This is a genomic window from Streptomyces pyxinicus (assembly GCF_024753135.1).
Classification (GTDB): domain Bacteria; phylum Actinomycetota; class Actinomycetes; order Streptomycetales; family Streptomycetaceae; genus Streptomyces; species Streptomyces pyxinicus.
The window spans coordinates 49716-68143 of record NZ_JANUGP010000017.1 but is presented as its reverse complement, the minus strand read 5'-3'; the positions used below and the strand labels follow the sequence as shown (position 1 = coordinate 68143).

Annotated in this window: 18 protein-coding genes and 1 pseudogene; 14 read left to right on the top strand and 5 right to left on the bottom strand. The window is 75.7% G+C overall.

Features of this window, described 5'->3' with window-relative positions:
- Positions 1–75: 75 nt before the first annotated feature.
- Both NX794_RS21745 and NX794_RS21740 read left to right on the top strand, forming a co-directional pair.
- A complete protein-coding gene (locus NX794_RS21745) occupies positions 76–2091 on the top strand; it encodes an NADPH-dependent 2,4-dienoyl-CoA reductase (RefSeq protein ID WP_258780340.1) in 2016 nt (671 codons plus the stop codon).
- Positions 2092–2122: 31 nt separating this feature from the next.
- Complete coding sequence (locus tag NX794_RS21740; protein ID WP_258780339.1) at positions 2123–2680, top strand: PadR family transcriptional regulator; 558 nt, start codon at positions 2123–2125, stop codon at positions 2678–2680.
- Positions 2681–2692: 12 nt separating this feature from the next.
- Here the strand turns inward: NX794_RS21740 and NX794_RS21735 are convergent, their stop codons facing one another.
- Both NX794_RS21735 and NX794_RS21730 read right to left on the bottom strand, forming a co-directional pair.
- On the bottom strand, positions 2693–3244 hold the full coding sequence (locus NX794_RS21735; RefSeq protein WP_258780338.1) for a hypothetical protein: 552 nt from the start codon (positions 3242–3244) through the stop codon (positions 2693–2695).
- Between the two features lie 182 nt (positions 3245–3426).
- Complete coding sequence (locus tag NX794_RS21730) at positions 3427–4401, bottom strand: fibronectin type III domain-containing protein (protein ID WP_258780337.1); 975 nt, start codon at positions 4399–4401, stop codon at positions 3427–3429.
- A gap of 421 nt (positions 4402–4822) precedes the next feature.
- Between NX794_RS21730 and NX794_RS21725 the strand changes: the two genes are divergently transcribed.
- Complete coding sequence (locus NX794_RS21725; RefSeq protein WP_258780471.1) at positions 4823–5524, top strand: glycoside hydrolase family 75 protein; 702 nt, start codon at positions 4823–4825, stop codon at positions 5522–5524.
- 26 nt (positions 5525–5550) lie between these two features.
- Here the strand turns inward: NX794_RS21725 and NX794_RS21720 are convergent, their stop codons facing one another.
- The 3 genes from NX794_RS21720 to dhaK form a co-directional block, all read right to left on the bottom strand.
- Positions 5551–5964: a PTS sugar transporter subunit IIA domain-containing protein gene (locus tag NX794_RS21720; protein WP_258780336.1), complete on the bottom strand. Its 414-nt coding sequence runs from the start codon at positions 5962–5964 to the stop codon at positions 5551–5553.
- 3 nt (positions 5965–5967) lie between these two features.
- Entirely contained in the window at positions 5968–6576 is a 609-nt protein-coding gene (dhaL, locus tag NX794_RS21715; protein ID WP_258780335.1) for a dihydroxyacetone kinase subunit DhaL, read from the bottom strand.
- 65 nt (positions 6577–6641) lie between these two features.
- Entirely contained in the window at positions 6642–7634 is a 993-nt protein-coding gene (gene dhaK / locus NX794_RS21710) for a dihydroxyacetone kinase subunit DhaK (protein WP_258780334.1), read from the bottom strand.
- A 291-nt stretch (positions 7635–7925) separates the two neighbouring features.
- On the opposite strand from dhaK, the gene NX794_RS21705 reads away from it, so the two are divergent.
- The 11 genes and pseudogenes from NX794_RS21705 (at position 7926) to NX794_RS21655 (ending at position 18404) form a co-directional block, all read left to right on the top strand.
- The gene (locus NX794_RS21705) at positions 7926–8294 is read left to right on the top strand and encodes a DUF3040 domain-containing protein (RefSeq protein WP_258780333.1); all 369 of its coding nucleotides are present in this window, start codon (positions 7926–7928) and stop codon (positions 8292–8294) included.
- Between the two features lie 280 nt (positions 8295–8574).
- Entirely contained in the window at positions 8575–9570 is a 996-nt protein-coding gene (locus NX794_RS21700; protein ID WP_258780332.1) for an NAD-dependent epimerase/dehydratase family protein, read from the top strand.
- Between the two features lie 25 nt (positions 9571–9595).
- Positions 9596–11230, top strand: a complete 1635-nt coding sequence (locus NX794_RS21695) for a carbamoyltransferase family protein (protein ID WP_258780331.1) — start codon at positions 9596–9598, stop codon at positions 11228–11230.
- Complete coding sequence (locus NX794_RS21690) at positions 11227–12222, top strand: glycosyltransferase family 2 protein (protein WP_258780330.1); 996 nt, start codon at positions 11227–11229, stop codon at positions 12220–12222. Before NX794_RS21695 ends, NX794_RS21690 begins: the two co-directional genes overlap by 4 nt.
- Complete coding sequence (locus NX794_RS21685) at positions 12219–12770, top strand: D-glycero-alpha-D-manno-heptose-1,7-bisphosphate 7-phosphatase (protein WP_258780329.1); 552 nt, start codon at positions 12219–12221, stop codon at positions 12768–12770. Before NX794_RS21690 ends, NX794_RS21685 begins: the two co-directional genes overlap by 4 nt.
- Positions 12767–12865: pseudogene (locus NX794_RS21680) on the top strand (glycosyltransferase family 9 protein); the annotation flags it as partial. The gene NX794_RS21685 and the pseudogene NX794_RS21680, both read left to right, overlap by 4 nt.
- Before the next feature lie 176 nt (positions 12866–13041).
- The gene (locus NX794_RS21675) at positions 13042–14052 is read left to right on the top strand and encodes a glycosyltransferase family 9 protein (protein ID WP_258780328.1); all 1011 of its coding nucleotides are present in this window, start codon (positions 13042–13044) and stop codon (positions 14050–14052) included.
- Positions 14049–15011, top strand: a complete 963-nt coding sequence (locus NX794_RS21670) for a glycosyltransferase (RefSeq protein ID WP_258780327.1) — start codon at positions 14049–14051, stop codon at positions 15009–15011. Before NX794_RS21675 ends, NX794_RS21670 begins: the two co-directional genes overlap by 4 nt.
- On the top strand, positions 15008–16258 hold the full coding sequence (locus tag NX794_RS21665) for a glycosyltransferase (protein ID WP_258780326.1): 1251 nt from the start codon (positions 15008–15010) through the stop codon (positions 16256–16258). Before NX794_RS21670 ends, NX794_RS21665 begins: the two co-directional genes overlap by 4 nt.
- Positions 16255–16977, top strand: coding sequence for a D-sedoheptulose-7-phosphate isomerase (locus tag NX794_RS21660; protein WP_258780325.1), 723 nt, complete (start codon positions 16255–16257; stop codon positions 16975–16977). The genes NX794_RS21665 and NX794_RS21660 overlap by 4 nt, the downstream gene beginning before the upstream one ends.
- Positions 16974–18404 carry a PfkB family carbohydrate kinase gene (locus NX794_RS21655; RefSeq protein ID WP_258780323.1) on the top strand — a complete coding sequence of 477 codons (1431 nt, stop codon included), beginning with the start codon at positions 16974–16976 and terminating at the stop codon, positions 18402–18404. The genes NX794_RS21660 and NX794_RS21655 overlap by 4 nt, the downstream gene beginning before the upstream one ends.
- Positions 18405–18428: the final 24 nt, after the last annotated feature.

Here is an 18428-nt window from a genome sequence, read left to right as displayed (position 1 = left end):
GTTGTGCAACTAGTTGCACAACCGGTTCGGGTTCCTCTACAACAAGGGGTGACCACACCGCGTACGGAGGGCCCGATGAGCCGCTATCCGCATCTGATGACACCGCTCGACCTGGGCTTCACCACGCTGCCCAACCGCGTGCTCATGGGCTCCATGCACGTCGGCCTGGAGGAGGCCGAGCGCGGTTTCGAGCGGATGGCGGAGTTCTACGCCGCCCGGGCGCGCGGCGGCGTGGCGCTCATCGTCACCGGCGGCATCGCCCCCAACGACGAGGGCCGGCCCTACGCGGGCGGCGCCAAGCTCACCACCGACGCGGAGGCCGAGCGGCACCGGACCGTCACCGACGCCGTGCACCGCGCGGGCGGCCGGATCGCGATGCAGATCCTGCACTTCGGCCGCTACGCCTACCACGAGGACCTGGTCGCCCCGAGCCCGCTGCAGGCCCCGATCAGCCCCTTCGTGCCCCGCGAACTGAGCGACGCCGACGTCGAGCGGACCATCGAGGACTACGTCCGCGCCGCCCGCCTCGCCCGGAAGGCCGGCTACGACGGCGTCGAGATCATGGGCTCCGAGGGCTATCTGATCAACGAGTTCATCGCCGCCCGCACCAACCACCGCACCGACCGCTGGGGCGGCTCCTACGAGAACCGCGTGCGCTTCCCCGTCGAGATCGTCCGCAGGGTGCGCGAGGCCGTCGGCGCGGACTTCATCATCGTCTACCGGCTGTCCATGCTGGACCTCGTCCCCGGCGGCTCCTCGCTCGCGGAGGTCGTCACCCTCGCCAAGGCCGTCGAGGCCGCCGGCGCGACGATCATCAACACCGGCATCGGCTGGCACGAGGCCCGCATCCCCACCATCGCCACCTCCGTGCCGCGCGGCGCCTACACCTGGGTCACCAGGAAGCTCATGGGCGAGGTGTCCGTGCCGCTCGTGACCACCAACCGCATCAACACCCCCGAACTCGCCGAGGAACTGCTCGCCGGCGGCTGTGCCGACATGGTGTCCATGGCGCGGCCGATGCTCGCCGACCCCGACTTCGTCGCCAAGGCGGCGGCCGGGACGCCCGAGGCCATCAACACCTGCATCGGCTGCAACCAGGCCTGCCTGGACCACACCTTCAGCGGGCAGATCACCTCCTGCCTGGTCAACCCGCGCGCCTGCCACGAGACCGAGCTGGTGCTCACCCCGACCCGGCGCACGAAGCGCGTCGCCGTCGTCGGCGCGGGCCCCGCCGGACTCGCCTGCGCCGTCGCCGCCGCCGAACGCGGCCACGACGTCGTCCTCCTGGACGCCGCGAGCGAGATCGGCGGGCAGCTCAACGTCGCCCGCAAGGTCCCCGGCAAGCAGGAGTTCGACGAGACCCTGCGCTACTTCCGCCACCAGCTCGACGCGCACGGCGTGGACGTCCGCCTCGACACCACCGTGACCGCCGCCGACCTGGACGGCTACGACGAGGTCGTGGTCGCCACCGGCGTCACCCCGCGCGTCCCCGACATCCCCGGCGTCGACCACCCGCGCGTCCTCGGCTACCTCGACGTGCTGCGCGACGGCGCCCCCGTCGGCGACCGCGTCGCCGTCCTCGGCGCCGGCGGCATCGGCTTCGACGTCGCCGAGTACCTCACCGACGGCGGCGACAAGGCGAGCGAGGACCCCGGGACCTACTTCCGGCACTGGGGCGTCGACACGGACTACCGGGAGCCCGGCGGCCTCGCCGCCCCGCACCGCCCGGCCCCGCCGCGCACCGTCCACCTGCTCCAGCGCAAGACCACCAAGGTCGGCGCCGGCCTCGGCAAGACCACCGGCTGGATCCACCGCGCCGAACTCAAGCAGCGCGGCGTCACCATGGTCCCCGGGGTGCGCTACGACCGGATCGACGACGCCGGCCTGCATGTGACCGTCGGCGAGGAGAGCACGGTCCTGGAGGTCGACACCGTGGTGCTGTGCACCGGCCAGGAGCCGCGCCGCGACCTGTACGACACGCTGCTCGCCGCCGGCCGCAGCGTCCACCTGATCGGCGGCGCCGACGTCGCGGCCGAACTGGACGCCAAGCGGGCCATCAAGCAGGGCACCGAGCTGGCGGCGGCGCTGTAGGCCGCCGCGGCGGCGTCCCTAGGATGAGGCCATGTCACTCCCGCACGCGATCCTCACCGCCCTGCTGGAAAAGCCGTCGTCGGGACTGGAGCTGACCCGCCGGTTCGACAAGTCGATCGGCTACTTCTGGTCCGCGACGCACCAGCAGATCTATCGCGAGCTGGGCAGGCTGGAGGCCGACGGCCTCATCCGGGCGCTGCCGACAGCACAGCCGGCCCGCGGGCAGAAGAAGAGCTACGAGGTGCTGCCCGCCGGCCGCGCCGAACTGGCCGGCTGGACCGCCGCCGCGCGGGACCCCAAGCCCCAGCGGGACGTGCTGCTGCTGCGGCTGCGCGCGGCGGCCGTGGTCGGCACGGCGGGCCTGGAAGCCGACCTGCGCCGCCATCTGGAACTGCACCGGCGGCAGTTGGCCGAGTACCAGGAGATCGAGAAGCGCGACTTCCCGCCGGACCGGGACACTCCGCAGGACCGGCTGCGGCATCTGGTCCTGCGGGCCGGCATCGACCTGGAGACCTTCTGGACCGGGTGGCTCACCGGCGCCCTGGCCGAGTTCGCCGAACTCCCGGAGGAGGAACGCGCCGGGGACTGATCCGGGGTCCGCTCAGAGCCGGTACGGCTTGGAGCGGCGGCGCAGCGCCCAGCCGGTGGCGACGACGCCGGCGCCCACCAGGGCCGCGCCGACGCCCAGCGTCAGCGGGCCGTAGTCCCGGGCGGCACCGCCCAGGCCGCCCGCCACACCACGGGAGGGCGCGGCCGTCGCCGTCGCCCTGGCCGTGGAGCGCGCCGTCGGGGCGGCGGCTGCGGAGACGATCACCGTCTGGCTGCCCGCCGTACTGCCGCTGGAGCAGACCACGACCACGGTGTACGTGCCCGGGCTCACCGCCGACCAGGCCGCGGACTGGCTGACGGTGGTCCCCGACAGGGTCACCTGCCGGCCCTGGGCGAAGTTCGCCTGGCTGCTGGTGAGCAGGGCCGCGCTGCCCCAGCTGCCGTTGATCTGGCTGCACGCGCTGGTGACCACCGAGACCGTGGAGCCGGTCGTGCTGACGGAGATGCCCGAGGCCGCGGCGGACGGTCCGGCGAGCGCGGCCGGAAGGGCGGCCGCGGCCGCCAGGGTCAGGCCGGAACGGAGCAGGAGTCGCGAGTTCTGCATGGGGTGCCCTCCGGCTGCACGGTTGGCGGTACGTCCCATGCGCCGCCGAGGGGTCGGGAAGCGTCCGTGCTGCCTCAACGGCAGCAAACGCGGCCCCGGTTGTCCGCGCACCCGGGCCGCGTCCGGGCAGGTGACGTATTCGTCCGACCGGCGCAAGGCGGACCGTCCCCGCCTTGCGCCGCTCAGCCGCCCGTGGTGACGGCGCGCTCCGCCGACCAGCCGCCCCAGGTCCCGTCCGGCAACCGGGCCCGCAGCCGCACCCGGTGTCGCTCCCCGGCGTCCCGGCCCACGTAGAAGCTGTAGCGGGCCCGGCCGCGCGGCGGGGTGCCGCCCCACACCAGCGAGGTGTCGGTGCCGCCGTCCAGCCGGATCCGGTACTCCGTGATCACGCCGTCCGCGCGCGGGGGAGTCCAGGACAGGTCGACGTAGTACGCGCCGTCCGCCCGGTGCGTCGTCGCGGTGAAGCCGGTGGGCGCGGTGTCCCGGCCGTCGTCGGTGCCCGGGGTGGTCAGCCGTACCGGGCCGCTCGCCGGGGAGAGGTTGTCGGCCGCGTCCCGGGCCCGGACCGTGAACACGTAGGCGGTGCCGGGCCGCAGCCCGGTGACCACGGTCGCGGTCTGGTTCCCGCCCACGCTGTGGATCTTCGCCCCGCCCTGGTAGACGTCGTACGACAGCACGGCCCGGTCGTCCGTCGCGGCGCCCCAGGACAGCTGGGCCGCGCGGCTGCCGACGGCGCGGCCGGAGAGGTGTCCCGGCCGGGTCGGGGCCGCGCGGTCCGCCGCCACCGCGGCCGGGGTCCGGGCGCGCACGGACCGGCTCGGCGGGCCGAGCCGGCCGTCCCGGTCCCGGGCCCGCACGGTGAAGGTGTACCGGGTGGACGGCCTGAGCCTGGTGACGTCCACCATGTGCTGGGAACCCGGCACCTGGGCCGCCTTGGTGGCGCCGCGGTACACCTCGTAGGCGCGGATGCCCGGACCGTCCGTGACCGCGTTCCACATCACGTGCACGCTGTCGGCGCTGCCCGCCATGGTGGTGACACCGGTCGGGGCGCCGGGAGCGCGGCCCTCGTCGTCCTCGGCGGCCCCGCCCCAGCCGCAGGACACGAGCAGCAGCAGGGCCCCGGAGACCAGTACCAGCGGCAGGGGTACGCGTCGCACGGCTCTGCCTCCCGGGGACGGCGTCGGCGGCACCATAAAGGTCCGTACCAATATGACGGGGTAGTGCGGACACATCAAGAGGGCCGCGGTCGTGGGTATCGGGGCGGGTTACGTATGCTGGACCCTTCTACGGCTGAACTCCCCCGCACAGCAGGGAAGTTCACGCCCGTGGCGCGGTCACGCTGTTGTCGCCGATCCCGCGCCGACCCGGGCGGCCGGGACCCCGGACCGGACCGGTCGGGGGTCCCGGCCCCTGCCGTCCCCCGCTCCGTACCGAGTCCGGCCGCACATCCCCTCACGGGTGTCAGAAGCGTGCTCCATCCGGCCCCTTCCGTGCGGCCACGACGGCCGCGGGCCGGGGTGCGCCCCACAGTGGGCGCGATATTCCCCGTCCCCGACGAGAGGGTCCCCGATCGTGCGCGTGCGTGTCCCGTCGTTGACGCTGGCCGTGGCCGGCGCCGCCCTGATCGCCCCGGCGTCGCTGCCGGTACCGGCCGCCGCCGCCCCGCCCCGCCAGGCGCCCGCGCCCCGCGACGAGGACGCCGTCACCGCGGCCGACCTGCTGGCCCGGCTCGGCAGGTGCGACCAGGTCTCCCGGGGCCGCTTCCGCACCGACGCCGACAGCCGGGCCACGGTGCCTGTCTGTGGCACCCGGGACGCCGTCTACTGGAAGGCCGACCTCGACATCGACTGCGACGGACAGGCCACCGCCCGCTGCAACCGCCGTGCCGACCCGCTGTTCGCCGCCATGACCGCCTTCCAGCAGTCCGACGGCCGGTACCTGAAGGCCGAGAAGCTGCCGTACATCGTCGTCCCCGCCCCGAGCCGGCGCTGGCACCCGCACGCCTCCGGGGTCCGGGGCGGCTCGGTCGCCGCGGTCGTCTACCGGGACCGGGTCCGCTACGCCGTCGTCGGCGACACCGGCCCCCGCGACCTGATCGGCGAGGCCTCCTACGCCACCGCCCGGGCCCTCGGCATCCCGGCCGACCCCCGCACCGGCGGCACCCCCTCCGGCGTCACCTACATCGTCTTCCGCGACTCCCGGGTGAGCCCCGTCGAGGACCACGCCGAGGCGGCGTCGACGGGGGAGCGACTGGCGAGACGGTTCGTGTCGGGGAAGTGAGAGCGGCGGTCTCGGAGCGTGCTCCCTCACACCTTGCGGTAGTCGTACGCCTCCGCGGCCGCCGCCTGCACCGCGTCGAGGTCGCCGCCCGCCGACGCCGTGACCACCGCGGCGACCGCGCCCTCCACGAACGGGGCGTCCACCAGGCGGGTGCCGGGCGGGAGTTCGTCGCCCTCGGCGAGCAGCGCCTTCATGGTGAGGACGGCACTGCCCAGGTCCGTGAGGACCGCGACCCCGGCGCCCCGGTCGACCGAGGCCGCCGCCGCGGCGATCATCTCGGCGCTGGTGCCGAGCCCACCGCCCTCCGTGCCGCCCGCCGCGGCGACCGGCACCGCCGCGGCCCCGCCCGCCAGCCCCCTCGCCAGCTCGGCCACCGCCGCGGCGACATCGGCGCTGTGCGACACCAGCACGATCCCGACCTGCTTCCCGTCGTCGCCCATCGCTCAGCCCTCCGCCGTCCCGGCCGCCTCTTCGAGCGCGGCGATCAGCAGCGCCGAGGAGGTCGCCCCCGGATCCTGATGGCCGATGCTGCGCTCGCCCAGATAGCTCGCCCGGCCCTTGCGCGCCCGCAGCGGCGTCGTGGCCTCGGCGCCCGCCTCGGCGGCGGCCCGGGCGGCGGCGAAACCGTCGCCGAGCGCGTCCACCGCCGGCACCAGGGCGTCCAGCATCGTCTTGTCGCCGGGCGCCGCCCCGCCCAGCGCCATCACGCCCTCCACGCCCGCGCGCAGCGCCTCGGCCAACTGCCCGGTGTCGACCTCGGCCGCGTCCCCGAGCGCCTTGCCGGTGCGGCGCAGCAGCGTGCCGTACAGCGGCCCGGAGGCCCCGCCGACCGTCGAGATCAACTGCTTTCCGGACAGGGCCAGTACCGCGCCCGGCGTGTCCGGCGCCTCCTGCTCCAAGGTGGCCGCCACGGCCCGGAACCCGCGCTGGAGATTGCTGCCGTGGTCGGCGTCCCCGATGGCCGAGTCGAGAGCGGTGAGCCGTCCGGCCTCACGGTCGACGGAGGCGGCGGCCACCGTCATCCAACGGCGGAAGAAATCGGCGTCGAGCACGGGATCTCCTTGCGTCGTAGGGCGTCCTGGGGTCGTAGCGCTGTCGCCTGGCGCGGTCCGGCCGGTCACATGCCCCAGCGCAGCGCCGGGGTCCGTACCGGCGCGTCCCACAGCCGGAGCAGTTCCTCGTCGGCCTGGCACAGCGTCACCGAGGCGCCCGCCATGTCCAGGGAGGTGACGTAGTTGCCCACGAGGGTGCGGGCCACGGCCACGCCCCGCTCACGCAGCACCCGCTGCACCTCGGCGTTGAAGCCGAACAGTTCCAGCAGCGGGGTGGCGCCCATGCCGTTCACCAGGACCAGCACCGGGCTGCGCGGCGGCATGTCCTCCAGGATCGCGTGCACCGCGAAGTCGGCGATCTCCCCGGAGGTCATCATCGGGCGCCGCTCCCGGCCCGGCTCGCCGTGGATGCCGATGCCCAGCTCCAGCTCGCCGTCCGGCAGGTCGAAGGTGGGGCTGCCCTTGGCCGGGGTCGTGCACGCGCTGAGCGCGATGCCGAAGCTGCGCGCGTTCTCGTTGACCTGGCGGGCGACCGCGGCCACCCGCTCCAGGGGCTGGCCCTCGGCCGCGGCGGCGCCCGCGATCTTCTCCACGAACAGCGTCGCGCCCGTGCCGCGCCGTCCGGCCGTGAAGAGGCTGTCGGTGACGGCCACGTCGTCGTTGACGAGGACCTTGGCGACCTGGACGCCCTCGTCCTCGGCCAGCTCCGCCGCCATGTCGAAGTTCAGCACGTCGCCGGTGTAGTTCTTCACGACGAACAGCACCCCGGCGCCGCCGTCCACGGCAGCCGCGGCGCGGGCCATCTGGTCCGGGACCGGTGAGGTGAACACCTCGCCCGGACACGCGGCGGAGAGCATGCCGGGGCCGACGAACCCGCCGTGCAGCGGCTCGTGCCCCGATCCACCGCCCGACACCAGCCCCACCTGCCCCGCCACGGGTGCGTCCCGGCGGACGATCACCCGGTTCTCCACGTCCACGGTCAGCTCGGGATAGGCGGCCGCCATCCCGCGCAGCGCGTCCGCCACGACCGTCTCCGGCACGTTGATCAGCATCCTCATCGGTATCTCCTAGTGAGCCTTGCGGGGTGAGCCGCGCGGTCCGACGTCGGGCCGAGTTCGCCGATAGGGCTCGTCCAGTATCGGCCTTGGCCGGGGCGTGGTCACGTGCAAGCGTCCATCGTCACGGTGTGCGACGAACCGGGCGGCTCCGGGTGGCCCGGAGTCCCCTCCCGTGCTACGGAACGTGAGCGCCCGGGACGGTGCGGGCTCCGCATCGGCTCCGCCGGCGGGGGGAACCCGGGCGTCCGGGGAGAACAGGGGGCCGCCGACCGGCAGGAGGTGTGCGCAGCCGTGGACGACTGGGAGATGTGGGAGATGCGCGACGGGGTGCGGCTGTCCTCGCGCGAACGGCTCGCCCTGCTGCGGATCGAGGTGGACCTGCGGCGCGACCGCCGGTTCACGCGCCGCATGGGCCGCGCGCGCGGGCTCACCAGCCGCCTGGACACCGGGCGCGGAAGGATGTGGCTGCCCGCGGCGGTGCTGCTGCTCACGGCCGCGTCGGTGTTCGTCGCCGTCATGGGCATGCGCACCTCCGATCCCGCCCTGCTCGGCTGCTTCGCCGTGCTGTGGCCGCTGACCCTGCTGCAGGCCTTCCGCCTCCTGTGCCGGGCCACCCGCGCCCGCCCCGGGGCACGCGGCCGCCCCACGCCCTGGCTCTGAGGCCTCGCCCGCGGTGAGCCGTCCGGAGTCGCGCGAGGGGGCGATCTTCCGGACAATAAGAACCAACGTGTGAACCCAACTGGTGCGGGAACCCCGTCGCCAGTGCCGTCCAGCCAGTGGCGGCGTACCCAGGGCGGTCCTCCGGATCAGCGGGACCCGCGCCCTGTCCATTCCCTTCCGTACGGGCCGACGACGCCGCGACCGGCGTCCGGCACGCGCCGAACTCCCCTCGCGGGAGGGCTCCGACGGCGCGGACGACGTAGACGAAGGAACAGCCCCCATGACTGGTGACACACCGTTCTCCTGGCGGCGCGCCCTCGTGACCGGCGGCGCCGGCTTCCTCGGCTCGCACCTGTGCGAACGCCTGCTGGATTCGGGAGTCGAAGTCGACTGCGCCGACAACCTGGCCTGCGGACGGCGCGAGAACATCGCCCACCTCGAAGGCCGCCCCGGCTTCCGGTACGCGCACTGCGACGTCTGCGCCGCCGACTGCCCGGACCTGCTGCCGGGCCCCTACGACCTGGTGCTGCACTTCGCCTGCCCCGCCTCACCCGTCGACTACCTGCGCCTGCCGCTGGAGACCCTGGACGTGGGCAGCCTCGGCACCCGCAACGCGCTGGCCGTCACGGCACGCGACGGTGCCCGGTTCCTGCTCGCCTCCACCTCCGAGGTCTACGGCGACCCGCTGGTCCACCCGCAGCACGAGGGCTACTGGGGCAACGTGAACCCGGTCGGCCCGCGCAGCGTCTACGACGAGTCCAAGCGGTTCGCCGAGGCCCTCGTCACCGCGCACGCCGGGACCAACGGGACGAACGCCGGCATCGTCCGGCTGTTCAACACCTACGGCCCGCGGATGCGCGCCCATGACGGCCGGGCGGTGCCGACCTTCATCTGCCAGGCCCTGGCCGGGCAGCCGCTCACCGTCGCCGGCGACGGCAGCCAGACCCGCTCGCTGTGCTACGTGGACGACACCGTCGACGGCATCCTGCGGGTGGCCGCCAGCCAGTCCGTGCGGCCGGTGAACATCGGCGGCAGCGACGAGATCACCATGGCCGACCTGGCCCGCCGGGTGGTCGCCCTCACCGGCTCCCGCTCGCCGATCGCCTTCGTCGACCGGCCCGTGGACGACCCCGGCCGGCGCCGCCCCGACACCACCCTCGCCCGTGAACTGCTCGGCTGGTCGCCGCAGATCCCCTGGGAGGAGGGCCTCAAGCAGACCATCGCCCACTTCGCGGCCCAGCCCGAGGCCGTGCAGCAGCCCGCCCCCCAGACCTGACCGCCGGCCGTCCAGGAGACAGCGCATGCACGTTCTCGGTATCAACGCACTCTTCCACGACCCCGCCGCGGCCCTGATCAGCGACGGCCGGATCGTGGCGGCGGCGGAGGAGGAGCGGTTCTCCCGCCGCAAGCACGGCAAACGCCCCCTGCCCTTCTCCGCCTGGGAACTGCCCGAGCAGTCCGCCCGCTGGTGCCTGGAACAGGCCGGCCTCGCCCCGTCCGACCTGGACGCCGTCGCCTACTCCTACGACCCCGCGCTCGCCCGGCCCGCCGACCGCATGGGCCTGGACGACCCCTTCGACCACCTGCGCCAGGACTACGCCCGCCGGGCACCGGAGTTCCTCGCCGAGGCCCTGCCCGGCCTCGACCCGGCCAAGGTCCGCTTCGTCCCGCACCACGTGGCGCACGCCGCCTCCGCCGGGCCGGTCTCGCCGTACCCCGACTGCGCCGTCCTCGTCCTGGACGGCCGCGGCGAATGCGGCTCCCACCTGGCCGGCCGCTACACGGGCGGCGAACTGACCGTCCTCGCCACCCAGGAACTCCCCGACTCCCTCGGCCTGTTCTACGAGGACCTCACCCAGCACCTCGGCTTCCTGCGCAGCAGCGACGAGTTCAAGGTGATGGCCCTCGCCTCCTACGGCACCCCGCGCTTCGCCGACCGGCTCCGCGCCCACGTCGAGGCCGACGACCAGGGACGCTTCCGGGCCCGCCCGGTGCCCTGGGCCGAACTGGTCCCCGCGCGCCCGCCCGGCGGCGCCTGGCACCAGGACCACGCCGACCTCGCCGCCAGCGCCCAGCTCTGCCTGGAGGAGGCCATGCTCGCCCTCGCCGGGTGGCTGCGCGCCCGCACCGGCGAGGACGCCCTGACCATGGCCGGCGGTGTCGCCCTGAACTGCGTGGCCAACACCCGGCTGTGGCGCGAGAGCGGCTTCCGGCACGTGTGGGTGCAGCCCGCCGCCGGGGACGCCGGCACCGCCCTCGGCGCCGCCGCCCACGTGGCCGGCCAGAAGGACACCGTCGAGCCGATGCCCACCGCCGCGCTCGGCCGGGGCTGGCCCGACGCCGAGCTGCGCGCCTGGCTGGAGCGGGCGGCCGTACCGTACGAGGAGCCCGCCGACATCGCCGAGACCGCTGCCGAAACACTGGCCGCCGACGGCATCGTGGCCTGGTTCCAGGGTCGCAGCGAGTACGGGCCCCGGGCGCTCGGCCACCGCTCGCTGCTCGCCCACCCCGGCCGCGCGGAGAACCTGGAGCGGCTCAACGCGGTCAAGGGACGCGAGGAGTTCCGGCCCGTCGCCCCCATGGTGCTCGCCGAACGCGCCGCCGAGATCTTCGACGGGCCGCTGCCCAGCCCGCACATGCTCTTCGTGCACGACGTCGCCGACGGCTGGCGGGACCGCATCCCGGCCGTCGTCCACGTCGACGGCACCGCCCGCGTCCAGACCGTGGACCGCGACCGCGAACCCCTGGTGGCCCGGATGATCGAGGGCTTCGAACGGCGCACCGGACTGCCCGTCGTGGTCAACACCAGCCTCAACACCGCCGGCCGGCCCATGGTCGACGACCCCAGGGACGCCCTGGAGTGCTTCGGCTCGGCCCCCGTCGACCTGCTGGTGCTCGGCCCGTTCGCGGTCCGCCGAGGGAAGGCGTTCGCATGACCGACGCCCCCGCCTACACCGTCGTCGTCCCGACCATCGGCCGCCCCTGCCTCGCCGCGTGCCTGCGCGCCCTCGCCGAGGCCGAGGGCCACCAGCCGCACGAGGTGATCGTCGTGGACGACCGGCCCCAGCCCGACGGCGACCTGCCGCTGGCGGCCGCCGGCCAGCTCCTCGACAGGGTCCGGACCCTGCGCACCTGCGGCCGGGGACCGGCCGCCGCCCGCAACGCCGGCTGGCGCACCGTCCGCACCCCCTGGACGGTCTTCCTGGACGACGACGTCCAGGTGCTGCCGGGATGGTCTCGGCTGCTCGCCGCGGACCTGCGGGCGGCCGGCGAGGAAGTCGGCGGCATCCAGGGGCAGTTGACCGTCCCGCTGCCCCCGGACCGCCGGCCCACCGACTGGGAGCGCAACACCAAGGGCCTGGAGGACGCCGCCTGGGCCACCGCCGACATGGCCTACCGCACCCAGGCCCTCACCCGCGTCGGCGGCTTCGACGAACGCTTCCCGCGCGCCTTCCGCGAGGACGCCGACCTCGCCCTGCGCGTCGAACGCGCCGGCTGGACCTTGCGCCGCGGCACCCGGATCACCCGGCACCCGGTGCGCCCCGCCCACTGGTGGGCCTCGCTGCCCGCCCAGCGCGGCAACGCCGACGACGCCCTGATGAACCGGCTGCACGGCCCCGACTGGTGGCACCGCGCCCGGGCACCGCGGGGCCGGCTGCGCCGCCACGCCGCCGTCACCGGCGCCGCCCTCGCCGCAGCCGGCTGCGCGCTGGCCGGCCGCCGCCGCGCCGCCGGCGTCTGCGCCGCCGTATGGACGCTGGGCACCGCGGAGTTCGCGCTCGCCCGCATCCTGCCCGGCCCCCGCACCGCCCGCGAGATCGCCGGCATGGTCGGCACCAGCGTGCTCATCCCGCCGCTCGCCGTCCGGCACTGGCTGCGCGGAGCCGTCCGGCACCGCAACGCCCGACCGCTGGGAGGCACCGGATGAGCGGCGTCCGGGCCGTCCTGTTCGACCGCGACGGCACCCTGGTGGCCGACGTGCCCTACAACGGCGACCCCGACCGGGTCCGGCTGCTGCCCGGCGCCGCCCGCGCCGTACGCCTCGCCCGTGAGCACGGCCTGGCCACGGGAGTCGTCAGCAACCAGTCCGGTGTGGGACGCGGACTGCTCACCACCGAGCAGGTCCGCCGCGTCAACGAACGCGCCGACCGGCTGCTCGGCGGCCTGGACACCTGGGTGTTCTGCCCGCACGCCCCCGAGGCCGGCTGCGACTGCCGCAAACCCCGGCCCGGCCTGATCCGCACCGCCGCCGGGCGGCTCGGCGTCGACCCCGCCGACTGCGTGGTGATCGGCGACATCGCCGCCGACGTCCTGGCCGCCGAGGCGGCGGGCGCCCGGGGCGTGCTGGTGCCCAACCCGGCCACGGCGCCCGACGAGGTGGCGCGTTACCTGGACCGCAGCGCGCCCGACCTGCCCACGGCGGTCCGCGCGATCCTCCGCCACACCGAACTTCAGGACGGGGGGCGGTCGCGGTGAGGGCCCTCGTCGTGCGCCTCGACAGCTTCGGCGACGTCCTGCTCGCCGGCCCCGCCGTCCGCGCCATCGCCGCCCACGTCACCCTGCTGTGCGGTCTGCCCACCGACGTCCTGGCCGCCGAGGCGGCGGGCGCCCGGGGCGTGCTGGTGCCCAACCCGGCCACGGCACCCGACGAGGTGGCGCGTTACCTGGACCGCAGCGCGCCCGACCTGCCGACGGCGGTCCGCGCGATCCTCCGCCACACCGAAGTCCAGGACGGGGGGCGGTCGCGGTGAGGGCCCTCGTCGTGCGCCTCGACAGCTTCGGCGACGTCCTGCTCGCCGGCCCCGCCGTCCGCGCCGTCGCCGCCCGCGCCGACCACGTCACCCTGCTGTGCGGCCCGCGCGGCGCCGAAGCGGCCCGGCTGCTGCCCGGCGTCGACGAGGTCCTGGTCTGGGAGGCGCCCTGGGAGGGCTTCGACCCGCCCCCGGTCGTTCCCGCCGACATCGACGCGCTCCTCGCCCGGCTGCGCGCCGGCGCCCACGACACCGCCCTGATCCTCACCTCCTTCCACCAGAGCCCGCTGCCGGCCGCGCTGCTGCTGCGCCTCGCCGGCGTCGCCCGGATCGGCGCCGACAGCACCGACCACCCCGGCCGGCTGCTGGACGTCCGCCACCGGCGCGCCGACGGCCGGCACGAGGTGGAAGCCGCCCTCGACACCGCCGCCGCGCTCGGCTTCCCCAGGCCGCCCGGCGACGACGGCCGGCCCCGCGTCCTGCCGCCCCCCGACACCGGCGCCCTCACCGGTCCCGGCCCCTACGTCGTCCTGCACCCCGGCGCCAGCGCCCCCGCCCGCGCCTGGGGCCGGCACCGCTGCGCCGAGGCGGTCGCCCTGCTCACCGACGCCGGACACCGCGTCGTCGTCACCGGCGGCCCCGACGAGACCGACCTGACCCGGCGGGTCAGCGGCGACCTGGCCGTGGACCTCGGCGGCCGGACCGACCCGCGCACCCTCGCCGGGGTGCTGCGCATGGCCGACGTCGTGATCAGTGCCAACACCGGGCCCGCCCATCTCGCCGCCGCCGTCGGCACCCCCGTCGTCTCCCTGTTCGCCCCCGTGGTCCCGGCCGAGCGCTGGGCCCCGTACGGCGTCCCCGTCATCCTGCTCGGCGACCAGTCGGCGCCGTGCGCGGACACCCGGGCGCTGACCTGCCCGGTGCCCGGCCACCCCTGCCTGGACGAGGTCACCGGGCAGGACGTGGTGCGCGCGGTGCACAAGCTCATCCAGGAGCGCCCCTCATGAACATCCTCGTCTGGCACGTGCACGGTTCCTGGCTCACCGCCTTCGTCCAGGGCCCGCACACCTACCTGCTCCCGGTCACCCCCGACCGGGGACCCGACGGACTCGGCCGCGCCCGCACCTGGGACTGGCCCGCGACCGTCCGGGAGGCGACCCCGGAGCAACTGCGGGACGCCGACATCGACCTGATGGTGCTGCAACGCCCGCACGAGGCGGACCTCGCCCGGCGCTGGACCGGCCGCCGCCCCGGCACCGACGTGCCCGCCGTGTACGTCGAGCACAACAGCCCCGACGAGTCCCCGGAACGCCAACGCCACCCGCTCGCGGGCCAGTCGGACGTCCCCGTCGTCCACGTCACCCACTTCAACCGGCTGATGTGGGACACCGGCCGGGCACCCACCGAGGTCGTGGAGCACGGCGTCATCGACCCCGGCCCGCTGTGGACCGGCACCGAGCGCCGCGCCGCCGTCGTGGTCAACGAACCCGTGCGCCGGGGCCGTACCACCGGCACCGACCTGCTGCCCCGGTTCGCCCGTTCGGCGCCCCTGGACGTCTTCGGCATGCGCACCGAAGGCCTCGCCGACCACCTCGGCCTGCCACCCGAGCGCTGCCGCACCCGCGACCTGCCCCAGCACGCGCTCCACCGGGAACTGGCCAAGTGCCGGGTCTACCTGCACCCCGTGCGCTGGACCTCGCTCGGCCTGGCCCTGCTGGAGGCCATGTTCCTCGGCATGCCGGTGGTCGCCCTCGACACCACCGAGGTCCGCGAGGCCGTACCCGAGGGCGCCGGGGTGGTCTCGAACCGCCTCGACGTCCTGGAGGACGCCGTACGGGCCTTCCTCGCCGACCCCGGACACGCGCGCCGCACCGGCGCCGCCGCCCGGGCCGCCGCGCAGGCCCGCTACGGAGAGCGGCGCTTCCTGGACGACTGGGAACGCCTGATCAAGGAGGTCACCCGATGAGCCGTACTCCGCACACGGCCGGCCGCGTCGCCATGGTCTCCGAGCACGCCAGCCCGCTGGCCGCGCTCGGCGGGCCGGACGCGGGCGGCCAGAACGTGTACGTGGCACAGGTCGCCCGGCAACTCGCCCGGAAGGGATACCGGGTCACCGTGTACACCCGGCGGGACTCGGCGGGACTGCCCGACCGGATGACCCTCATCGACGGCGTCCGGGTGGTGCACGTGCCCGCCGGGCCGGCCGCACCCGTACCCAAGGACCAACTGCTGCCCCACATGGGCGAGTTCGGCGCCTTCCTGGCCCGGCAGTGGGCCGCCGACCCACCCGACGTGGTGCACGCCCACTTCTGGATGTCCGGCCTCGCCGCCCTCACCGGCACCCGCGGCCTCGGCATCCCGGCCGTGCAGACCTACCACGCCCTCGGCACCGTCAAGCGGCGCTACCAGGGCACCGCCGACACCAGCCCCGCCGAACGGCTCGCGATCGAGGAGGCCGTCGGGCACGAGTGCACCCGGATCATCGCCACGTGCAGCGACGAGGTCGCCGAACTCAAGGCCATGGGTCTGCCCGAGGACCGGATCAGCGTCGTGCCCTGCGGTGTCGACCCCGACCACTTCGCCCCCGTCGGCGCCCGCCGGCTCCCCGGCGCCCGCCGGCTCCCCGGCGCCCGCCGTCGGCTGCTCGCCGTCGGCCGGCTCGTGCCCCGCAAGGGCTTCGACCGCGCCATCCGCGCCCTGGCCGGCGTCCCCGACGCCGAACTCCTCATCGCCGGCGGCCCCGAGGCCGACCTGCTCGGCGTCGACCCGGAGGCGTCTCGGCTGTACGCCCTCGCCGGCGAGTACGGCGTCCAGGACCGCGTCACCCTGCTCGGCGGGGTGGGCCGGGCCCGGATGCCCCGCCTGATGTCGAGCGCCGACCTCGTGCTGTCCCTGCCGCGGTACGAGCCGTTCGGCATCGTCCCGCTGGAGGCCATGGCCTGCGCCACCCCGGTCGTCGCCACCGCCGTTGGCGGCCAGCTCGACACCGTCGTGGACGGCACCACCGGCGTCCTCGTCCCGGCCGACGACGACCACGACCTCGGCGCCGTCGTCCGCTCCCTGCTCGCCGACCCGGACCGGCTCGAACGCTACGGCGCGGCCGGCCGGGAACGGGTGCTCGGCCACTACACCTGGGACCACGTGGCCGACGGCGTGGCCGGGGTGTACGGCGCCGTGTCCGCCATCCGCTCGCTCTCGGGAGTCGTCCGATGAAGACCGTCACCGACACCTGCGCCGCCGACAAGACCGTCATCGACACCGCGCACTGCGACGACCTGATGAAGGCGCTGGAGACGTTCCGCGAGTGCGGACCGCTCATCGAGGGCTGGGGCGCCGAACTCGCCCGGCGCCTCGGCCGCGGCGCCCGGCTGCTCGTCGCCGGCAACGGCGGCAGCGCCGCCCAGGCCCAGCACCTGACGGCCGAACTCGTCGGCCGCTACCGGGACGACCGGCCGCCGTTCTCCGCCGTCGCCCTGCACGCCGACACCTCCTCGACCACCGCCATCGCCAACGACTACGGCGTCCAGGAGGTGTTCGCCCGCCAGACCGCCGCGCACGGCCGCCCCGGCGACGTCCTCATGCTGCTGTCCACCAGCGGCGCCAGCGCCAACCTGCTGGCCGCCGCCGAGCGCGCCCGCGAACTCGGCATGACCGTGTGGGCCCTGACCGGCCGCGCGCCCAACCCCCTCCAGCTCGGCGCGGACGACGCCCTGTGCGTCGACGCCCCGGTCTCCGCCACCGTGCAGGAACTCCACCTGGTCGCCGTGCACATGCTCTGCGAGGCCTTCGACCACGCCGTGGAGAGCGGCGAGGCCGACGGCGCGGGGGAGGGCAGGCCCGGTGTCGTGGGCCGGCTTGTCGGCCGGGCCCGGGTCGTCGGGCGGGTGGCCGCCGCCGACGCGGCCGCGACCGCCCGGAAGGGACCGGCATGAGCACCTTCCGCACGCCCCTCGTCGTCGTGGGCGACGCCCTGCTCGACCACGACCTGTGCGGGCGGGCCGAACGGCTCGCCCCGGACGCCCCCGTCCCCGTCGTGCACGGCACCCGGCGCAGCTCACGGCCGGGCGGCGCCGCGCTCGCCGCCTGCCTCGCCGCCGCCGACGGCCGCCCGGTCACCCTCGTCACCGCGCTCGGCGACGACCCGGCCAGCGACACCCTGCGCGAACTGCTGGCCGGCCGCGTCCACCTGGTGGAGGTGCCGCTGGACGGCGCCCTCAGTAGCAAGACCCGGGTGCTCGCCGGGGACCGGCCGCTGCTGCGCCTGGACGACGGCGACGGCCGCGCCCGCGCCGGCACCGGAGCCGCCGAGGCCACCGTCACCGGCGCCGCCGCCGTCCTGGTCGCCGACTACGGCCGGGGCACCGCCGACGTCCTGCGGGAGGCCCTGACCGCCGCCGCGCAGCGGGCGCCGGTCGTCTGGGACCCCCATGTGCGCGGCGACGCCCCGGTGCCCGGCGTCCGCCTGGCCACCCCCTCCGCGCAGGAGGCCCGCGTCCTCGCCCGGCGCCTGGAGGAGGCCGAGGGCGACGGGGACGACGCCGGGCTGCGCGGCGCCGCGCGCGACGCCCGCACCCTCGTCCAGGCCTGGGGCGTCCAGGCCGTCGCCGTCACCCTCGGCGAGCGCGGAGCACTGCTCTCGCACGGCGAGACCCCGCTCCTCGTGCCCACCCCGGCTGCCGCGTCCGGCGACCCCTGCGGTGCCGGCGACCGCTTCGCCGCCGCTGCCGCCGGCCTGCTCGCCGATGGCGCCTTCACCGAGGCCGCCGTGCAGGACGCCGTACACGCCGCCACCCGCTACGTCGCCGAGGGCGGCGCCCGCGCCGTCGCCGCGCCGGACACCGCCGGGGCGCCGGCCGAGGCCTCCTCCGACGGTGACACCACCGCCGACGCGGTGCGCACGGCCGCCCGGGTACGGGGCGCCGGTGGCACCGTCGTCGCCGCAGGCGGCTGCTTCGACCTGCTGCACGCCGGGCACGTCGCCCTGCTCCAGGCCGCCCGCCGGGCCGGGGACTGCCTGGTCGTCTGCGTCAACTCCGACGACTCGGTACGCCGCCGCAAGGGCGACGGCCGCCCCCTGGTCCCGGTCGCCGACCGGGTACGGGTGCTGCGCGCCCTGGAGTGCGTGGACGCCGTCGCCGTCTTCGACGAGGACACTCCGGAACGCCTCCTCGGCGAACTCCGGCCGCACATCTGGACCAAGGGCGGCGACTACGCCCGCACCCGGCTGCCCGAACAGCCCCTGGTGGAGAGCTGGGGCGGCCAGGTCCTGCTGCTGCCCTACCTCGACGGCCGCTCCACCACCGGCCTCGCCCGCCGCGCCGCCCTCACCCCCGCCACACCGGCGGGCCCCCCTCAGTGACGCCGGCGGCGGCGTGCGGATCGG

Excerpts from the sequence above, each read along its gene's own strand:
- NX794_RS21740 (WP_258780339.1), top strand. The coding sequence starts at position 2,123 with ATGTCACTCCCGCACGCGATCCTCACCGCCCTGCTGGAAAAGCCGTCG.
- dhaK (WP_258780334.1), bottom strand. The coding sequence starts at position 7,634 with ATGAGGATGCTGATCAACGTGCCGGAGACGGTCGTGGCGGACGCGCTG.
- NX794_RS21685 (WP_258780329.1), top strand. The coding sequence starts at position 12,219 with ATGAGCGGCGTCCGGGCCGTCCTGTTCGACCGCGACGGCACCCTGGTG.
- NX794_RS21695 (WP_258780331.1), top strand. The coding sequence starts at position 9,596 with ATGCACGTTCTCGGTATCAACGCACTCTTCCACGACCCCGCCGCGGCC.
- NX794_RS21745 (WP_258780340.1), top strand. The coding sequence starts at position 76 with ATGAGCCGCTATCCGCATCTGATGACACCGCTCGACCTGGGCTTCACC.
- NX794_RS21735 (WP_258780338.1), bottom strand. The coding sequence starts at position 3,244 with ATGCAGAACTCGCGACTCCTGCTCCGTTCCGGCCTGACCCTGGCGGCC.
- NX794_RS21660 (WP_258780325.1), top strand. The coding sequence starts at position 16,255 with ATGAAGACCGTCACCGACACCTGCGCCGCCGACAAGACCGTCATCGAC.
- NX794_RS21720 (WP_258780336.1), bottom strand. The coding sequence starts at position 5,964 with ATGGGCGACGACGGGAAGCAGGTCGGGATCGTGCTGGTGTCGCACAGC.
- NX794_RS21665 (WP_258780326.1), top strand. The coding sequence starts at position 15,008 with ATGAGCCGTACTCCGCACACGGCCGGCCGCGTCGCCATGGTCTCCGAG.
- NX794_RS21690 (WP_258780330.1), top strand. The coding sequence starts at position 11,227 with ATGACCGACGCCCCCGCCTACACCGTCGTCGTCCCGACCATCGGCCGC.
- NX794_RS21700 (WP_258780332.1), top strand. The coding sequence starts at position 8,575 with ATGACTGGTGACACACCGTTCTCCTGGCGGCGCGCCCTCGTGACCGGC.
- NX794_RS21670 (WP_258780327.1), top strand. The coding sequence starts at position 14,049 with ATGAACATCCTCGTCTGGCACGTGCACGGTTCCTGGCTCACCGCCTTC.
- NX794_RS21655 (WP_258780323.1), top strand. The coding sequence starts at position 16,974 with ATGAGCACCTTCCGCACGCCCCTCGTCGTCGTGGGCGACGCCCTGCTC.